This is a genomic window from Thiomicrospira sp. ALE5, assembly GCF_900112445.1.
Taxonomy (GTDB): domain Bacteria; phylum Pseudomonadota; class Gammaproteobacteria; order Thiomicrospirales; family Thiomicrospiraceae; genus Thiomicrospira.
Map to the genome: position 1 here is coordinate 407,103 of NZ_FOYY01000003.1, position 15,280 is coordinate 422,382.

Here is a 15,280-nt window from a genome sequence, read left to right on the forward strand (position 1 = left end):
AAGTATATACAAAAACCGTACATACGACTAGGCCTATTTGGATTTTTACTCACTAAAATGCTAGACGGCTCTGATATCAAAATCCAGAACAAACAAGCACCTTGGACTGAGACTTGCCACGCCTTTCACCAGCTCGTCAATTGACTCAAAGTGGGTTTCAATCAAACCAATTTTCTATTTTCAAATGCGGTATCGCTTGATAATCGATGACGTTTCTTGTTACAAGTGTTAGACCGTTGACGATGGCAATAGCGGCAATTTGACTATCGACAAAACTGAGCGTGATGCCTGTTTTAGATTAGACAATACCTGCTGATTGGCTGAGGTTTAACGGCTTCGGATAATACATTCATATCCAGCAAATAACTCGCCTCTACCATGAAAACTCCCGCCCCTTGTCCTCGGTGCGAACCGGCTCAAAACCTTCATCAACCATGTTAGCTTGATTGTTTGTACGCCATTGTTCAAGCGCATTCATAAAACCATCCCTGTTCTTATCAAACGGTTCAAGCACGGCGCAGGGCTTACCATGTTTAGTAATCGCAATGGGTTTAGCTGGATCATCACACACGAGCTATAGACCGCAATCAAACAAACCACGCCTTTAGCATCCAGGTTGAGATAAATCACTCCTGCAGCCGTCGTGCATTAACCACCAATCGCGTATTGCGTGTGTTGACGTGGGCAGAATGACCTTCTGGTCGATCAAAGCGATCTGCCGATGCACGCAAAATACCGCCATAACGACGCGCTTCACGCATAATCTCGTTCGGTGTTGTTGCGCGTTCGGCAAAATAAAAGGTCGTGGTTAACAAATCCACAAACACATAAATCTGATCGCGTGCAGCCTCTTCGCCAAGCACCAGAATCCCCATCTGTCCCACCTCACCGGTTTTCACCTCGAGCGTTTGGGGCGCTAGGATTAACTGCTGCCGTAAATGAGTTAAGGTACCGCTTTCAATCACAAACTGATAAGTCGCATCGCTATGCGCTTTGGCAACAGGCAAAACGAATAACGTTATCCAACTCACCAAAACAACACTCGACATTAACTTTAGTAGATTTCTCACGACACGGTCCTCGGTAGGTTTAGTATTTTTTTAATCATAACACTAGCATCAATGCGCAACATCTCTATAATTTGTAAAAAAAATTAACTCGTATTCAAGCATAAGGAACTTACACACATCATGACTCAGACAGCTGGCTCTCTTACCTTGCGTGTTCAACAGATTGTTGAAGCAAAATGGTTTGGTAACTTTATCATTGGGGTCATCCTATTTAATGCGGCGATTTTAGGCATTCAAACCTCTAAAAGTCTCTCAAATGACGTGATTAATGCCCTCGATTGGTTAGACACCTTGTGTTTATCCATTTTTGTGGTCGAAATCCTGATGAAACTCTTTGTCTATCGCTTGCAGTTTTTCCGTAACGGTTGGAATAATTTTGACTTTATTATTGTTGGCATCGCATTAATACCAGGTTCTGGCAGCCTAGAAGTGCTCCGTGCATTACGTATTCTGCGTCTATTGCGTTTAGTCAACGCCGTGCCCAGTATGCGTCGCGTCGTCAGTGGTATGTTACGCGCTATCCCTGGTGCGGTATCGGTAGCAGGCCTTCTGGCGATTCTGTTCTATATTGGCGCGGTCATGAGTACTAATCTATTTGGTGAGTCCTTCCCTGAGTGGTTTGGTACCATGGGTGCGAGTATGTATACGCTCTTTCAGATTATGACGTTTGAATCTTGGTCGATGGGGATTGTCCGCCCCGTGATGGAAGTCTATCCACAATCCTGGTTATTCTTTATTCCATTTATTATCGTCACATCTTTTACGGTGCTAAACCTATTTATCGGGATTATCATTGATGCGATGAATGAGGCGAAAGAAGAGGAAACGCATGCCGAGGAACATAACCGGCAGAATTACGAAAATATTAACTATATTCGTGCGGAGATGGATGAACTTAAACAGCAAATCAAAACGCTGGTTGAAGCCCAGAATAAAAAATAATAATTGAAATTGAGATCGCCACGCTTCGCTCGCAATGCCCGTTAAAGGGAAATGTCAACATTTAGCCCACATTTTCCCGATATAGTTTTCGCTTTTGTGCGACAAGTTATACGCGATTCTTAATATCTTTCGTGCCAATATGAGCAAGCACTCCACATAAGGGCGCCCTTGTTCTCGCAGCTGCTGATAATACGCTTTGAACTCTGCATTATTTTGTTTTGCGCCCCAAGCCGCTTGATACAACCGCTTTCTCAAATAAGCATTACCACGCTTGCTCAGTCGCGAACGTCCTTGCCAGCTTCCACTTTGTTTGATACCGATATCAAGCCCAACAAAAGCGACCCAAGACTTGACGCTACCGACCCCATCCTGCATAAATACATCCAGCAATCCCGCTAAGTATGGACTAACACCCGGGATCGATTGGAAGCGTTTTTGCCGTTCTGAGCTCAGGCTTTTATGCATATACTCCGTTAAGCTTTTTTCACTCGCTTGCTTCACTTTTGACAGCTCAAAAGCTTGGCGTTTTAAAGTTAATAACCATTCATCTTCAAGCACACCGATCTTGGCCAAGGCTTCTTCATGATCGCTGATCGCACTTTTGAGTTGTTGAATCGACTGCTCCATCTGTTTGAGCAATCCAACTTTATGGCGGATTTCAACCCACTTTGCATCCTTATGCCAACGTGCTGGTAAGTCACGCTCTGTCAGTGCCATGGTCGCTAAACGATAGGCATCGACCTTATCCGTTTTTGTTTTACGTATGCCGGCTTTGGCATGTTTGCTCGATAGCAATGGATTGATTAACCGTAAATCCAAATTGTGTTTTGACAACTCAACCGCCATTAACCAATGGTAATGCCCCGTTGATTCCATAATAATCTTGTGGCAGTAATGATGTTTTACTAGCCATTCAACAAACTCACGGATGGGTTCGGCGTCGTTGTGGATCTCAATTGTTATATCGCTTTGTTCAGTTAAGCAGCAGATATCTAACTTTGCTTTAGAAACATCAATCCCAATCGCTTTGGCGTGCGCCAATGAGCTAAAAAATTTTGATTTCAGTGACATAGTAGTATACCTTTATTGCGTTGGAGTGCTGGTTCCCTTACCTTGTCATATCCGTTAAAGAGGCTTTGACCTCACCCGTTTAAAGAGGTTTAGGGCGCCGGAGTGAGGAGAGACTTTCGCATCGCGAGTGGCTCTGAGCCATTGACAACTTAGTCTCTCCTCCTCACTCCAGCATACTCATTTAAGGCATATCTTTTCTAGTGTTTCCTTTATATGACTGGAATGACACCTTGTAAGACTTTAGTGACGTCATCGCGAGGCCGTAGGCCGAAGCGATCTCAATTTAAAACCAACTCTATTAAACCCAGCCCTTGTGAGCAAGATAAGCTTCATAATTATCATTAAAGTCTTCAATGCCATCAGCAGACATCGCCCACAAACGCTTGGCAAGTGAGGAAACGAACTCGCGATCATGGCTAACAAAAATCACTGTACCGGGATACTCTTCTAATGCCATATTGAGCGACTCGATCGACTCCATATCCATGTGGTTGGTCGGCTCGTCCATTAACAACACATTGGGTTTTTCCATCATCAGCTTACCAAAGAGCATCCGCCCTTTTTCACCACCCGATAACACCTTAACCGACTTATCAATGTCTTTTTGCGAGAATAGCATCCGACCCAATATAGCGCGCACGGCTTGTTCGTCATCGGTCGGCTTTTTCCATTGGCTCATCCAATCAAAGAGGCTCATATCAATTGCAAACTCATGGGCATGGTCTTGCGCATAATAGCCAATACTGGCATTTTCCGCCCACTTAACCTGACCTGCATCTAATTCAATATCGCCAACCAGTGCGCGTAACAAGGTGGTTTTACCTATCCCGTTCGGGCCGATAATCGCAATCTTCTCACCGGCCTCAACCAACGCACTAAAACGCTTAAACACCGGCGCTTTGTCAAAGGTTTTGCTGATGTTTTCTGCTTCTACAGCTAAACGGAATAATTTTTTCTCTTGTTCAAAACGAATAAACGGATTCATACGGCTAGAAGGTTTAACTTCGGCCAGTTCGATTTTATCAATCTGCTTGGCGCGCGAAGTTGCTTGCTTGGCTTTGGAGGCATTCGCCGAGAACCGACTCACAAAGGTTTTTAGCTCGGCAATTTGGGCTTTCTTCTTGGCATTATCAGACAGCAATTGCTCACGTGCCTGGGTCGAGGCCAACATGTATTCGTCATAATTGCCCGGGTAAATCCGAATTTCACCATAATCGACATCGGCCATATGAGTACACACACTATTTAAAAAATGACGATCATGGGAAATAATAATCATCGTACTGTTACGGGCATTTAAGATGTTTTCTAGCCAGCGAATGGTGTTGATATCCAGGTTGTTGGTCGGCTCGTCCAGCAACAAAATATCGGGATTAGAAAAAAGTGCCTGCGCTAATAACACGCGCAATTTCCAGCCGGGAGCGACTTCGGACATCGGGCCATAATGCATTTCGACCGGAATTTCCAAACCCAACAACAACTCACCGGCACGGGCATCGGCGGTGTAGCCGTCCATTTCGCCAAAGGCGACTTCTAGCTCAGCCACTTTCAAACCGTCTTCTTCCGACATCTCAGCTAGACCATAAATGCGGTCACGTTCTTTCTTGATCTCCCAAAGTTCCGCGTGCCCCATAATCACGGTATCGATGACGCTAAAACTTTCATAAGCGAATTGATCCTGACGCAGTTTACCCAGACGTTCGTTCGGGTCGAGCATCACTTGACCAGCGGTGGGTTCAAGATCGCCACCGAGGATTTTCATAAAAGTCGATTTGCCGCAGCCGTTGGCGCCGATTAAACCGTAACGGTTACCGCCGCCGAACTTGATCGAGATGTTTTCAAAAAGCGGCTTTTCGCCAAACTGCATGGTGATATTCGCGGTAGAGATCAAAACACTGTTCCTGTTAAATCAAAAATAAACGCGCATTCTACTCTTTTTAAGCACCCAGTGCGAACCCGCGCATCATTACATACTAAACAACAGGCTAAAAAGACGCTAAAAAGGTTTTAGTACCACCATCACCAATAGACCGAAGGTCAAAAATAACGGGATTTCGTTAGCCCAGCGATAATAGATACCCGAATGGTCTAAATGCCCTGCCTGCATTTCCAGCACCCTTTTGCGCGCCCAAAAATGATAGGCAATTAATAAAGCCACCAATAACAATTTGACATGCAACCATCCGCCACTAAAACCAAACCCTAGCCACAACCACACTCCCGTAATAACCGTTAACACCATCATAATGGTCATAAAATTCCACAGCTTACGGCCCATAATAGCCAAACGTGTCACTTGCTGGCCAGCCACCTGACCATCGACAAAGTGCACAAAAATTCGTGGTAAATAAAAAATACCTGCCATCCATGACATCATAAATAATAAATGAAACACTTTTAACCATAAATACCCGCTGTCCCACATACGCGATCCTTTTTGATAATTCACCCATAAAGGGTTATGATAAAAAGTTATATTTTAGCCTAAAACCAAAGGAACCCCATGAAAGTTGCTGCTGACCATGTTGTACAAATTGAATACACCTTGACCAATGCCGAAGGCGACGTGTTAGACCAGTCTAATGGTCAACCGCTTGCCTATCTGCATGGTCACCATAATTTAATTCCCGGCCTAGAAGCTGAATTGGCCGATAAGGAGGTGGGGGCTAAATTTAACGCCACCATTGCTGCTGCAGAGGCTTATGGCGAAATCGAACCCATGCTGATTCAACAAGTGCCACGTGATTTGTTTGAAGGCGTCGATAATATTGAAGTGGGGATGCGTTTTGAAGCGCAATCTGACCAAGGTATGCAGTCGGTAGTGATCAAAGCCATTGACGGCGACATGATCATGGTTGATGCCAACCACCCGCTGGCGGGCCAAGATCTCACTTTTGATATTGAAATCATGAACATTCGCACCGCCACTGCTGAAGAATTAGATCATGGGCATGCACACGGTGATGGCGGCGTACAACACTAATCTTTAATGGAGTTTGTCCCATGCGTCTGCGTAATATGCGTTTAAGTCTTGCTGCGGCAGGACTGATAGGATTAACCGGTCTGGTTGGCCTTAACCCACTTACAATCAGTGAGAGTCAAGCCTGCACCCGCGTGGTCTATCAAGGCCCCGATAACACCATTATTACCGGGCGCACGATGGACTTCTCCATTGACATCCCGGCCAATCTTTGGGCCTTTCCTCGCGGTATGACACGACACGGCGAAGTGGGGCCTAATTCTATCTCTTGGACATCACGCTATGGCAGTATTGCCGCGAGCTCTTGGGATATTGCCACACCGGATGGCATGAATGAAAAAGGGTTAGTGGCTAATCTGCTCTGGCTAGTTGATTCAGAATACCCAGTATTTAACCCTAAAGGTGATAAGCCCGGCTTAACGATTGCAGCTTGGGCACAGTATGCACTGGATAACTTTGCTACCGTGGCTGAAGCGGTCACTGAACTCGGCAAAGAAGAGTTTGTTATTGTGACCGATTTTATTCCCGGCACTGACAAATTCACTACGGTACATTTATCCTTGTCGGACGCCACAGGCGACAGCGCCATTTTTGAATATGTGGGCGGCGAGTTAGTGATTCATCATGATCGCACTTATCAAGTCATGACCAATGATCCGGTATATGAACAGCAGCTCGCTATTCAAGGCTACTGGGACACTATTCCGGGTACGATTATGCTGCCGGGCTCTAACCGTGCGGCTGATCGTTTTGTACGTGCCGCTTACTACATCAACGCGATTCCTCAAACGACCGATACGCAAACAGCCATCGCCAGTGTATTTAGTGTTATTCGCAATGTATCCGTACCCTATGGTATTTCCACACCCAATCAGCCTCATATTTCTAACACCCGTTGGCGCTCCGTTTCCGACCAACGCAACAAAGTCTATTACTTTGAAAACGTGCTTACTCCTTCGGTGTTATGGGTAGATTTAAAACAAATGGATTTAAGTGAGGGCGCGCCAGTTAAAAAGCTAACGCTGGATCACGGCCCCTTTGTAAGTGGTAAAGCTAACGACTTGTTTGAAGAAACCGAGCCTTTTAAGTTCCAAGGGCTTGATTAGCCCTATTTCTTTTTTAACTCGTTTAAGCAAACAGATAATGCCTCTCGCCAGGATGGAATGTTCAAGCTAAAATCAGCTTTGATTTTAGCATTACTCATTGAACTGTCATTCGGACGCCTTGCTGCAGTTGGGTAGTCTTTAGTTGTAACCGGGTTGACATGGCAATTAACCCCACCTATCTCAAAGATAGTAGTAGCAAAGTTATACCAAGAGCAAACGCCCTCGTCACAGTAATGATAAATTGACATATCGGACACAGTCTTCACCTTGTTCGCTACAACACATTGGCGACCCGCAATAGCAGCCATGATAGCCTTGGCTAAATTAGAAGCATAAGTGGGACTGCCAAATTGATCGCAAACAACATTTAGGCTATTGCCTTCTGCACCGCGGCGTAGCATGGTTTTTACAAAGTTATTGCCGAACTCCGAATAGAGCCAACTAGTACGAATAATTACGCCCTTAGCATTAACACTCAAGCAGGCCTGCTCAGCTTTAAGCTTGGTTGCGCCATAAATGCCTAGTGGTGCAACCGGATCTGTTTCGATATAAGGACGATGCTGCTGTCCATCAAATACATAATCTGTACTGATGTGAATCAGAACACTATCGTTTGTCTTGGCCGTTTCAGCCAATTGTTTAACCGCAAGATGGTTAATTTGATCAGCGAGTTCAGGTTCGGACTCGGCATTGTCGACCGCCGTGTAAGCCGCGCAGTTGATTATGAAATCGAATCGTTTGTCTGCAAAAAAACTGGGGATTGAATGCGGATGAGCGAAATCGAGAGTCTCCCGACCCACAAAAGTGAAGTCATAGACGGTTTGAGAGATTGCTTCGCTTCGCTCGCAATGACATGAGTCTGGCTTGTTATAGCTTCGTTTGACCCATTTTTGAAGTGCTTGCCCCAACTGACTCGTTTTACCAATAACTAAGACACGTTTAGTCAAACAAACCACCCATCGCATCAAGCTCGGCTAAAGTCGGATGTTGCTGATCTTTGGCCGATAGCAAATAGGAGCAAGCTAATTTGGGCCAGTTTATGGCTAAACACGGATCGTCATAGGCCAAGCCGGCATCGGCTTCAGGGTGATAATAACCATCCACCTGATAAAACACTTTGGCCGCTCCACTTAATACTAAATAGCCATGCGCCAGGCCTGGTGGTATATAGAGGGTTTGTGGTTGGTCAGCAGTGAGTCTGAGCGCAAGATGTTGGCCAAAGGTTTGACTTGAGCGGCGCAAATCAACCATGACATCAAAAATTTCACCCTCTAATACCTGCAACAACTTGGCTTGTGCATAAGGCGCACGTTGAAAATGCAAGCCACGCAACGCGCCCTGTTTAGAACTGACAAGATTATGCTGACAAAAATCCACCTTCTGTCCAAGCGCCTCGGTTAACCAGGCCTGGCGAAATGTTTCACAGAAATCACCACGCTCGTCTGAATGCTTTAGCGCGTCAAACAATAAAATATCAGCAATATTGAAGGTTTGAGGGCTTGTCATGGCAAAGAGTTTCCCAATATTGATTGGTTGGGCTTTAATAATGGAGCGAAGTTTAGGATATAAAAAAACCCGAACTATGTCGGGTTTTTTAAGAATAATGGCGGTGGACTAGGGATTCGAACCCCAGGTAGGCTATTAACCTACAACGGTTTTCAAGACCGCCGCCTTAAACCACTCAGCCAGTCCACCTTTGTTATGTGGGCGTATTATAGAGCAAAAAAATGACTTTGCAACACCCGTCCGCTTTTTTTGCGAGTTTTTATATATGCGTGAGTCCGCCCATATAAGACTGCAGCGCGGCTGGAATGGCAATACGCCCATCGGCTTGTTGGTGGTTTTCTAAAACCGCTAATAACGTGCGCCCAACCGCTAAACCTGAACCATTAAGACTATGCAAGAGTTGCGGCTTATCTTGGTCTTCTCGATAACGCGCCATCATGCGACGCGTTTGAAAATCCTCAAAATTCGAACAAGACGAAATTTCTCGATAGGCCTGCTGCCCTGGCAACCATACTTCTAAATCGTAGGTTTTCGCCGCTGAAAAGCCCATGTCACCGGCACACAACAACACTTTGCGATAAGGCAATTCCAAGGCTTCTAAAATTGAGGCGGCATGTTCAGTCAAGGCCTCTAGCGCCATATAGGAATCGTTTGGATGAACCAGCTGCACCAGCTCAACCTTTTCAAACTGATGCTGTCGAATTAAACCCTTCACATCCCGGCCATAAGAACCGGCCTCAGAGCGAAAACACGGCGTATGACCCACAAATTTTAACGGCAAGTTTGCTGCATCGACAATTTCACCGCGCACCAGATTAGTAATCGGCACTTCAGCAGTCGGGATTAGATACAAATCACGGTCACTGGTATCATGTTCAGCATCTTTTTCTATTTTGTATAGATCCTTGGCAAACTTAGGCAGCTGCCCGGTACCAAACAAACTATCTTGATTAACCAGATAGGGAACATAGACTTCTTCATAACCATGAATGTGGCTATGGGTATCTAACATGAATTGCGTTAAAGCACGCTGCAGACGTGCCATCGGCCCTTTTAACACCGCAAAACGCCCGGCACTAATTTTGGTGGCGGCATCATTGTCATACCAGCCGCGTTGCTCGGCAATTGCAACATGATCCAATGGGGAAAAATCAAATTCACGCGGCGTCCCCCAGCGTGACACTTCGATATTACCTGACTCGTCCAGGCCTGCTGGCACCGAATCATGGGGTAAATTTGGAATAGACAATAACAGCTGTTCTAGTTGCTGTTGCACTGAATCTAATGCCTGTTTATTACGTTCAAGCTGTGCGCCTAAATCGTCAACCGAGGCGAGTAAGGGAGCGATGTCTTCGCCGCGCGCTTTGGCCTGACCAATAGACTTAGCACTTTGGTTACGCTGGGCTTGCAAGGTTTCTGTTTGCGTTTGCAATTGTTTGCGTTGTGCTTCAAGGGTTTGAAATTGTGCATAATCAAACGAGAAATTGCGTTTGGCCAGGCCAGCTAGGACCTCATCCATATCATTACGAAGTTGTTTGGTATCTAACATACTACTCTCTGTATTACCTGTGTTATAAAACTAAAAATTGTTTAGCCACCCAAAAACCGATCAATACCGCCAGGATACTCAATAACACACTGGCAAGGATATTAAGCACGGCCTTTAACCACTCACCGAGCTGAATAAACTGCAGGGTTTCATAAGAAAAAGTGGCAAAGGTGGTAAATGAACCTAAAAATCCGACAATTAAAAACGCTTTCCACTCCGCCGATACCGCCCACTTATCTAACAATAGCAGGGTTAATAGGCCGACAAAAAATGAACCGGTGACATTGACACCGAGCGTACCCCAGGCAAAATCCCGTCCCAACCACTCATAAGTGGCATGCGACATCGCAAAGCGCGCCATACCGCCGAGTGCACTTCCGACCGCAATCGCTACCCAAAACATCAAGGTCATTACTCCCCCCTATCACACCGTCGCTGTATTGGCGATTGTCGATTTAATTCTGCTAACTCTGCCATTTTGGCGTTGATTTTAATTTCTAAGCCACGTTCTACCGGTTGATAAAACGCTTGCTCTGACATGGCATCCGGAAAGTAGCACTCACCAGCGGCAAAAGCATCTGTTTCATCATGGGCATAGCGATAACCTTCGCCATAGTCCAACTGCTTCATGAGTTCGGTTGGCGCATTTCGTAAGTGCTTGGGCACGGGCAGATGCCCAGTGTCTCTAGCACAGCTTAATGCTTGTTTATAGGCCACATAGACCGCGTTGGATTTGGGCGCAACCGCTAAATACGCCGCTGCTTGTGCCAGTGCTAAGTCCCCTTCTGGCGAACCTAATCGTTCATAGGCCTGCGCGGCATCAATCGCCGTCGCTAGCGCACGTGGATCGGCATTGCCTATTTCTTCTGATGCCATGCGAATTAACCGCCGTGCCAAATAACGGGGGTCAGCCCCACCAGCTAGCATACGCGTCAGCCAGTACAAAGCAGCTTGCGGGTCAGAGCCGCGTACCGATTTATGCAGTGCCGATATTTGATCATAAAAGGCATCACCTTGCTTATCAAATCCTGCTAAACCACGCGCTATTACTTTGCGACAAATATCAGCCTTAATCACCAGGCCTGCTGGCGAATCTACTGCAAAATCAATTACTTGCTCTAAGCTATTCAATAAACGCCGCGCATCACCATCAGCAGCATTTAGCAGCCAGGTTTGAGCGTCATCTTCAAGTAGAATGTTTTGGCCCAACTCGGTAGCCAATACAGCAACAGCCCGTTCAAGCAAGGGGTGTAAATCGACCTGTGTCAGCGCTTCTAGCACATAAACACGTGCCCGTGATAACAAAGCGCGATTTAATTCAAATGACGGATTTTCGGTGGTGGCGCCAATAAAAATAATCGTGCCATCTTCTACATAAGGCAAAAACGCATCTTGTTGCGCCTTGTTAAAACGATGAACTTCATCGACAAACAATAGCGCCGATTGGCCGGTCAGCTCTCGCTCAGCTTGCGCCTGCTCCACCGCTTTGCGGACTTCTTTAACCCCATCCAATACCGCTGACAAAGCCAAAAATAGTCGTTGCGATTGCTGAGCAATCAAACGCGCCAATGATGTTTTACCCGTTCCCGGCGGCCCCCAAAAAATCATTGAATGCAAATGCTGTTGCGCTAAAGCACGTTCGATAGCGCGACCCGGTGCCACTAAGTGCGTTTGCCCGACAAAGTCAGCTAAACGCTGAGGACGTAGCCGTTCAGCAAGCGGTTGATAAGCAGGCCTGCTTGCAAACAGCGACACGCTTAAAACTCACCAAAGTAGTCGACATTACCATCAAGTTGGAGTTCAAAGTGTTCATGAGCAATCGGCTGGTTTTGTTGAATATTGCTAAAGGTCACCTTGGTCACCTCATCAGGGCCTTGATACATCCAGACAGCCTTAATTTGGTCATCTTTAAGCCCCACTTCAATACTCTGGAAAAAAGTCGCGCTTCGCGGTCTTAGGTTATACCAGGTTAATCCCTGTCGCTCACCCGCATTAATAATCCGGTAGGTTTGCTCTATAGGTTCTTCAAACAATAACCATGCAAGTGGAATATCACCTTGAATCTCACTCACTCTTTGTACAGTCACCTGCGCTAGTTCTGGTTCGTAGACCCACAAATGACGGCCATCAACTAGAATTTGCTGCGGGTCTGGGCGCGTATAGTTCCAACGCATCATACCTGGGCGAGCTAAATAGAACTCCCCAAACGCACGATTAACCCGAAAAAATTGTTCCTCAGGCTGCTCTTGCACAAATTCTGCCTGAAAAGTAACCACCTTATCAATCGTTTGTTGAAGCGGGTGCGTTGTTTGTGCCAGCACCAGGCCTGGTATTAGGCTGATCGTAAATAACAGTCCACGCATAGTGGGTAAAAATCTCATAGTATTCCTTAACATTTGATAACTAGCGCTCAATTTAGATTATCGATCCGGCTTAGGCGCAAGCACTTCCCTAACACCGTTGGCCTGCATACTGGATACAACACCCGCTGCTTCCATAGCCTCAACAATGCGCGCCGCACGGTTATAGCCAATTTTAAAACGACGTTGCACCATTGAAATGCTCACTCGTCCACCTTCAACCACAAACGCAACGACTTGATCATACAATGGATCAGACTCGGCGTCATCGGCATCAACGCCCCCTGCTGCTGCACTATTCGCATTTTCATGATCATGGGTAATTTCCGGCAAATATTGTGGCTCTCCTTGCTGCTTAATAAAGTCCACCACGCGGTGCACCTCATCATCCGAAACAAACGCACCATGTACCCGAATCGGGGATCCGCTACCGGGTGGCAAATAGAGCATATCACCCATCCCTAACAAGTTTTCAGCACCCATCTGGTCTAGTATCGTTCTCGAGTCAATTTTAGACGACACCTGAAAAGAGATACGTGTTGGGACATTGGCTTTAATCAAACCCGTAATCACATTAACAGACGGACGTTGCGTAGCCAGCACTAAATGGATGCCCGATGCCCGCGCCTTTTGCGCCAAACGCGCAATGAGCTCTTCTACTTTTTTACCCACTACCATAATCATATCGGCAAATTCATCGATGATGACGACAATAAAAGGTAACGGCGTTAGCGTAGGAGGCTCGTCCGCAATCGCCATTCCATGATTAGCCGCTTGTTCAAACAGTGGATCGACTATTGGCGTACCGGCATCAATGGCTGCTTGGACTTTTTCGTTAAAGCCAGCAATGTTACGCACGCCCATTTTGGCCATCAATTGATAACGACGATCCATCTCAAACACACACCACCGCAGTGCATTTGCCGCATCACTCATGTCAGTAACCACCGGGGTTAGTAGGTGAGGGATATCGCCATAAATTGACAACTCCAACATTTTGGGATCAATCATGATGAATTTAATTTGGTCTGGGCGCCCTTTTAACAACATACTGATGATCATGCTATTAACCCCAACCGATTTACCCGAACCGGTCGTACCCGCCACTAAGACATGGGGCATTTTAGCCAGGTTGGCGACAACCGGTTGACCTTCAATATCCTTACCCAAACCTAAGGTTAACAACGCCTCACTGTGCTGAAATGCGTCAGACTGAAGCACATCCTTAAAACTCACAATTTCACGATTGTCGTTAGGGATTTCAATACCCACAAACGGTTTACCCGGTATCACATCAACCACGCGCACCGACTGAACTGACATCGCCCGCGCCAAATCCTTGGCAAGATTGTTAATTTGATTTACTTTGACACCGGGTGCCGGCATCAGCTCAAAGCGTGTGACGACAGGCCCTGGTAACACGGCTTCAACACTGGCTGTTACACCAAACTCAAGTAGACGTGTTTCCAGCAACTTTGACAGCTCCAAAAGTTGTTCAGACGTATAGCGATCTTTATAAACCTTGGGAGGGTCAAGCAATTCAACACCGGGGATCTGATAGTTCAGATCACCCGGCTTAGGGCTAGCAGCCGCAACTTGTCTTAGACTAGGTGTGGGTTTTACTGCTAAATCCGTAACATCACCTAAGGATGGCGATGCACTGGTTATAGTGTTGTTAGGTTGACTATGCTGATCCGCTACAAGCCTTACTTTTGGCGTTTTTAGTTGTTCCGTAACAACTGAAGCTGAATCTGTTTGTTTACCAAATAATTTAGGCGACTTAAGGCCTTTTGCCACATCTTTTAGATTGGCAAAATCAAATCCTTTTGTGCTCTTTTCTGTTGCTGCCTCGTCAGTGCTCTGCATATCAATATTTTTTATCGTCGGCGTTCTACGCTGTGATGTATCCTGGGTTTCACTTGCAGTTGCAGGTTGAACCTTGCGCCCCGCCACCGTCTCTTTTAAGGCATATAACCTTTCCAGTCCTTTATTTCTAATAGATTGCCAAGGAATTCTTTTTTGTTGAGTCAGCCCATAATGTAGCAAGCCTGATAAACGGGGTTTCATCCAAGCGACTGTTTGCCAAAAACCATCACCCGTCTGTTCAAAAATGGATAGCCATGAGCGGGCAAGCGTCAGACTCAAGCCGACTGCCATGAGGGTGATTAAAATTAACGTTGTGGCCAGTAAATCAAATTGGGCTACTAAAAAACGGCTTAACTCAAACCCGACGACACCACCTGAATAAAACGGTAAGGTGACCCAGGTTTGATCCGGATTAACAAACAAGCTAGCAAAGGATGCACCACCGACTACAATTAACGCGACACCGACTAAACTTAACGCAATACGCGCAATATCGAACTCTTCATTCCGCCGATTCCTTAAGGCTAACCAACTAATCACTAATAAACCAAACGACCAAGCAAACGCAAATACACCAAATACATAGAATAGCATTGAAGACAGCCAGGCACCGGTTGCACCGCCATAGTTTGCAACCACATCAGTTTGACCTGCCTGTTGGAAACCTAAGTCATCTGGGTGATAGCTATAAAGCACTAACAACAGAAACAGTGCCAGTGCAAAACCTGCTATAAAGATAATGTCTTTTAACATCCAATGAGAAGGTGAACCTTGCTGGGTAGTATGGTCTGATGATGAAGACGAGGCTATTTGTTTAAAGTCCAATGCAT

General features: G+C 46.0%; 15 protein-coding genes and 1 tRNA gene. 3 read left to right on the plus strand and 13 right to left on the minus strand.

Annotated elements, in window-relative coordinates; genetic code table 11:
* Positions 1-373: 373 nt before the first annotated feature.
* Together BM293_RS02120 and BM293_RS02125 are read right to left on the minus strand one after the other, a co-directional pair.
* On the minus strand, positions 374-571 hold the full coding sequence (locus BM293_RS02120; protein ID WP_093446464.1) for a hypothetical protein: 198 nt from the start codon (positions 569-571) through the stop codon (positions 374-376).
* A 55-nt stretch (positions 572-626) separates the two neighbouring features.
* A complete protein-coding gene (locus BM293_RS02125; protein WP_093446466.1) occupies positions 627-1,070 on the minus strand; it encodes a hypothetical protein in 444 nt (147 codons plus the stop codon).
* A gap of 120 nt (positions 1,071-1,190) precedes the next feature.
* Here BM293_RS02125 and BM293_RS02130 point away from each other — a divergent pair, with 120 nt between their 5' ends.
* Complete coding sequence (locus tag BM293_RS02130; RefSeq protein WP_093446467.1) at positions 1,191-2,012, plus strand: ion transporter; 822 nt, start codon at positions 1,191-1,193, stop codon at positions 2,010-2,012.
* A gap of 54 nt (positions 2,013-2,066) precedes the next feature.
* On the opposite strand, the gene BM293_RS02135 is transcribed toward BM293_RS02130, so the two are convergent.
* From BM293_RS02135 to BM293_RS02145, 3 genes are all read right to left on the minus strand, one after another.
* Positions 2,067-3,083 carry an IS110 family RNA-guided transposase gene (locus tag BM293_RS02135; RefSeq protein WP_093446469.1) on the minus strand — a complete coding sequence of 339 codons (1,017 nt, stop codon included), beginning with the start codon at positions 3,081-3,083 and terminating at the stop codon, positions 2,067-2,069.
* A gap of 298 nt (positions 3,084-3,381) precedes the next feature.
* Positions 3,382-4,974, minus strand: coding sequence for an ABC-F family ATPase (locus BM293_RS02140; protein WP_093446470.1), 1,593 nt, complete (start codon positions 4,972-4,974; stop codon positions 3,382-3,384).
* Between the two features lie 105 nt (positions 4,975-5,079).
* Positions 5,080-5,508 (minus strand): CopD family protein, encoded by a 429-nt coding sequence (locus BM293_RS02145; RefSeq protein ID WP_093446472.1) that lies wholly within the window; start codon positions 5,506-5,508, stop codon positions 5,080-5,082.
* A 78-nt stretch (positions 5,509-5,586) separates the two neighbouring features.
* On the opposite strand from BM293_RS02145, the gene BM293_RS02150 reads away from it, so the two are divergent.
* Positions 5,587-6,066, plus strand: a complete 480-nt coding sequence (locus BM293_RS02150; RefSeq protein ID WP_093446473.1) for an FKBP-type peptidyl-prolyl cis-trans isomerase — start codon at positions 5,587-5,589, stop codon at positions 6,064-6,066.
* A 20-nt stretch (positions 6,067-6,086) separates the two neighbouring features.
* Positions 6,087-7,169 (plus strand): linear amide C-N hydrolase, encoded by a 1,083-nt coding sequence (locus BM293_RS02155; RefSeq protein ID WP_093446475.1) that lies wholly within the window; start codon positions 6,087-6,089, stop codon positions 7,167-7,169.
* Between the two features lie 2 nt (positions 7,170-7,171).
* Here the strand turns inward: BM293_RS02155 and rfbD are convergent, their stop codons facing one another.
* From rfbD to BM293_RS02195, 8 genes are all read right to left on the minus strand, one after another.
* Positions 7,172-8,116, minus strand: a complete 945-nt coding sequence (gene rfbD / locus BM293_RS02160; protein WP_234968862.1) for a dTDP-4-dehydrorhamnose reductase — start codon at positions 8,114-8,116, stop codon at positions 7,172-7,174.
* Positions 8,109-8,675, minus strand: coding sequence for a dTDP-4-dehydrorhamnose 3,5-epimerase (rfbC, locus tag BM293_RS02165; RefSeq protein ID WP_093446478.1), 567 nt, complete (start codon positions 8,673-8,675; stop codon positions 8,109-8,111). Before rfbC ends, rfbD begins: the two co-directional genes overlap by 8 nt.
* A gap of 98 nt (positions 8,676-8,773) precedes the next feature.
* Positions 8,774-8,864: transfer RNA gene (locus BM293_RS02170), tRNA-Ser, on the minus strand.
* Positions 8,865-8,934: 70 nt separating this feature from the next.
* Positions 8,935-10,224, minus strand: a complete 1,290-nt coding sequence (gene serS / locus BM293_RS02175) for a serine--tRNA ligase (protein ID WP_093446479.1) — start codon at positions 10,222-10,224, stop codon at positions 8,935-8,937.
* A gap of 22 nt (positions 10,225-10,246) precedes the next feature.
* Positions 10,247-10,636 (minus strand): fluoride efflux transporter CrcB, encoded by a 390-nt coding sequence (gene crcB / locus BM293_RS02180; RefSeq protein ID WP_093446481.1) that lies wholly within the window; start codon positions 10,634-10,636, stop codon positions 10,247-10,249.
* Complete coding sequence (locus BM293_RS02185; protein ID WP_093446482.1) at positions 10,636-11,979, minus strand: replication-associated recombination protein A; 1,344 nt, start codon at positions 11,977-11,979, stop codon at positions 10,636-10,638. The genes crcB and BM293_RS02185 overlap by 1 nt, the downstream gene beginning before the upstream one ends.
* 2 nt (positions 11,980-11,981) lie before the next feature.
* Positions 11,982-12,605 carry an outer membrane lipoprotein periplasmic chaperone LolA gene (lolA, locus tag BM293_RS02190; RefSeq protein WP_093446484.1) on the minus strand — a complete coding sequence of 208 codons (624 nt, stop codon included), beginning with the start codon at positions 12,603-12,605 and terminating at the stop codon, positions 11,982-11,984.
* Positions 12,606-12,644: 39 nt separating this feature from the next.
* Complete coding sequence (locus BM293_RS02195) at positions 12,645-15,275, minus strand: DNA translocase FtsK (RefSeq protein WP_234968863.1); 2,631 nt, start codon at positions 15,273-15,275, stop codon at positions 12,645-12,647.
* Positions 15,276-15,280: the final 5 nt, after the last annotated feature.

Coding starts and splice junctions, on each gene's coding strand:
- crcB (WP_093446481.1), bottom strand. CDS start 10,636: ATGACCTTGATGTTTTGGGTAGCGATTGCGGTCGGAAGTGCACTCGGC.
- rfbC (WP_093446478.1), bottom strand. CDS start 8,675: ATGACAAGCCCTCAAACCTTCAATATTGCTGATATTTTATTGTTTGAC.
- BM293_RS02155 (WP_093446475.1), top strand. CDS start 6,087: ATGCGTCTGCGTAATATGCGTTTAAGTCTTGCTGCGGCAGGACTGATA.
- BM293_RS02145 (WP_093446472.1), bottom strand. CDS start 5,508: ATGTGGGACAGCGGGTATTTATGGTTAAAAGTGTTTCATTTATTATTT.
- BM293_RS02135 (WP_093446469.1), bottom strand. CDS start 3,083: ATGTCACTGAAATCAAAATTTTTTAGCTCATTGGCGCACGCCAAAGCG.
- BM293_RS02130 (WP_093446467.1), top strand. CDS start 1,191: ATGACTCAGACAGCTGGCTCTCTTACCTTGCGTGTTCAACAGATTGTT.
- serS (WP_093446479.1), bottom strand. CDS start 10,224: ATGTTAGATACCAAACAACTTCGTAATGATATGGATGAGGTCCTAGCT.
- lolA (WP_093446484.1), bottom strand. CDS start 12,605: ATGAGATTTTTACCCACTATGCGTGGACTGTTATTTACGATCAGCCTA.
- BM293_RS02150 (WP_093446473.1), top strand. CDS start 5,587: ATGAAAGTTGCTGCTGACCATGTTGTACAAATTGAATACACCTTGACC.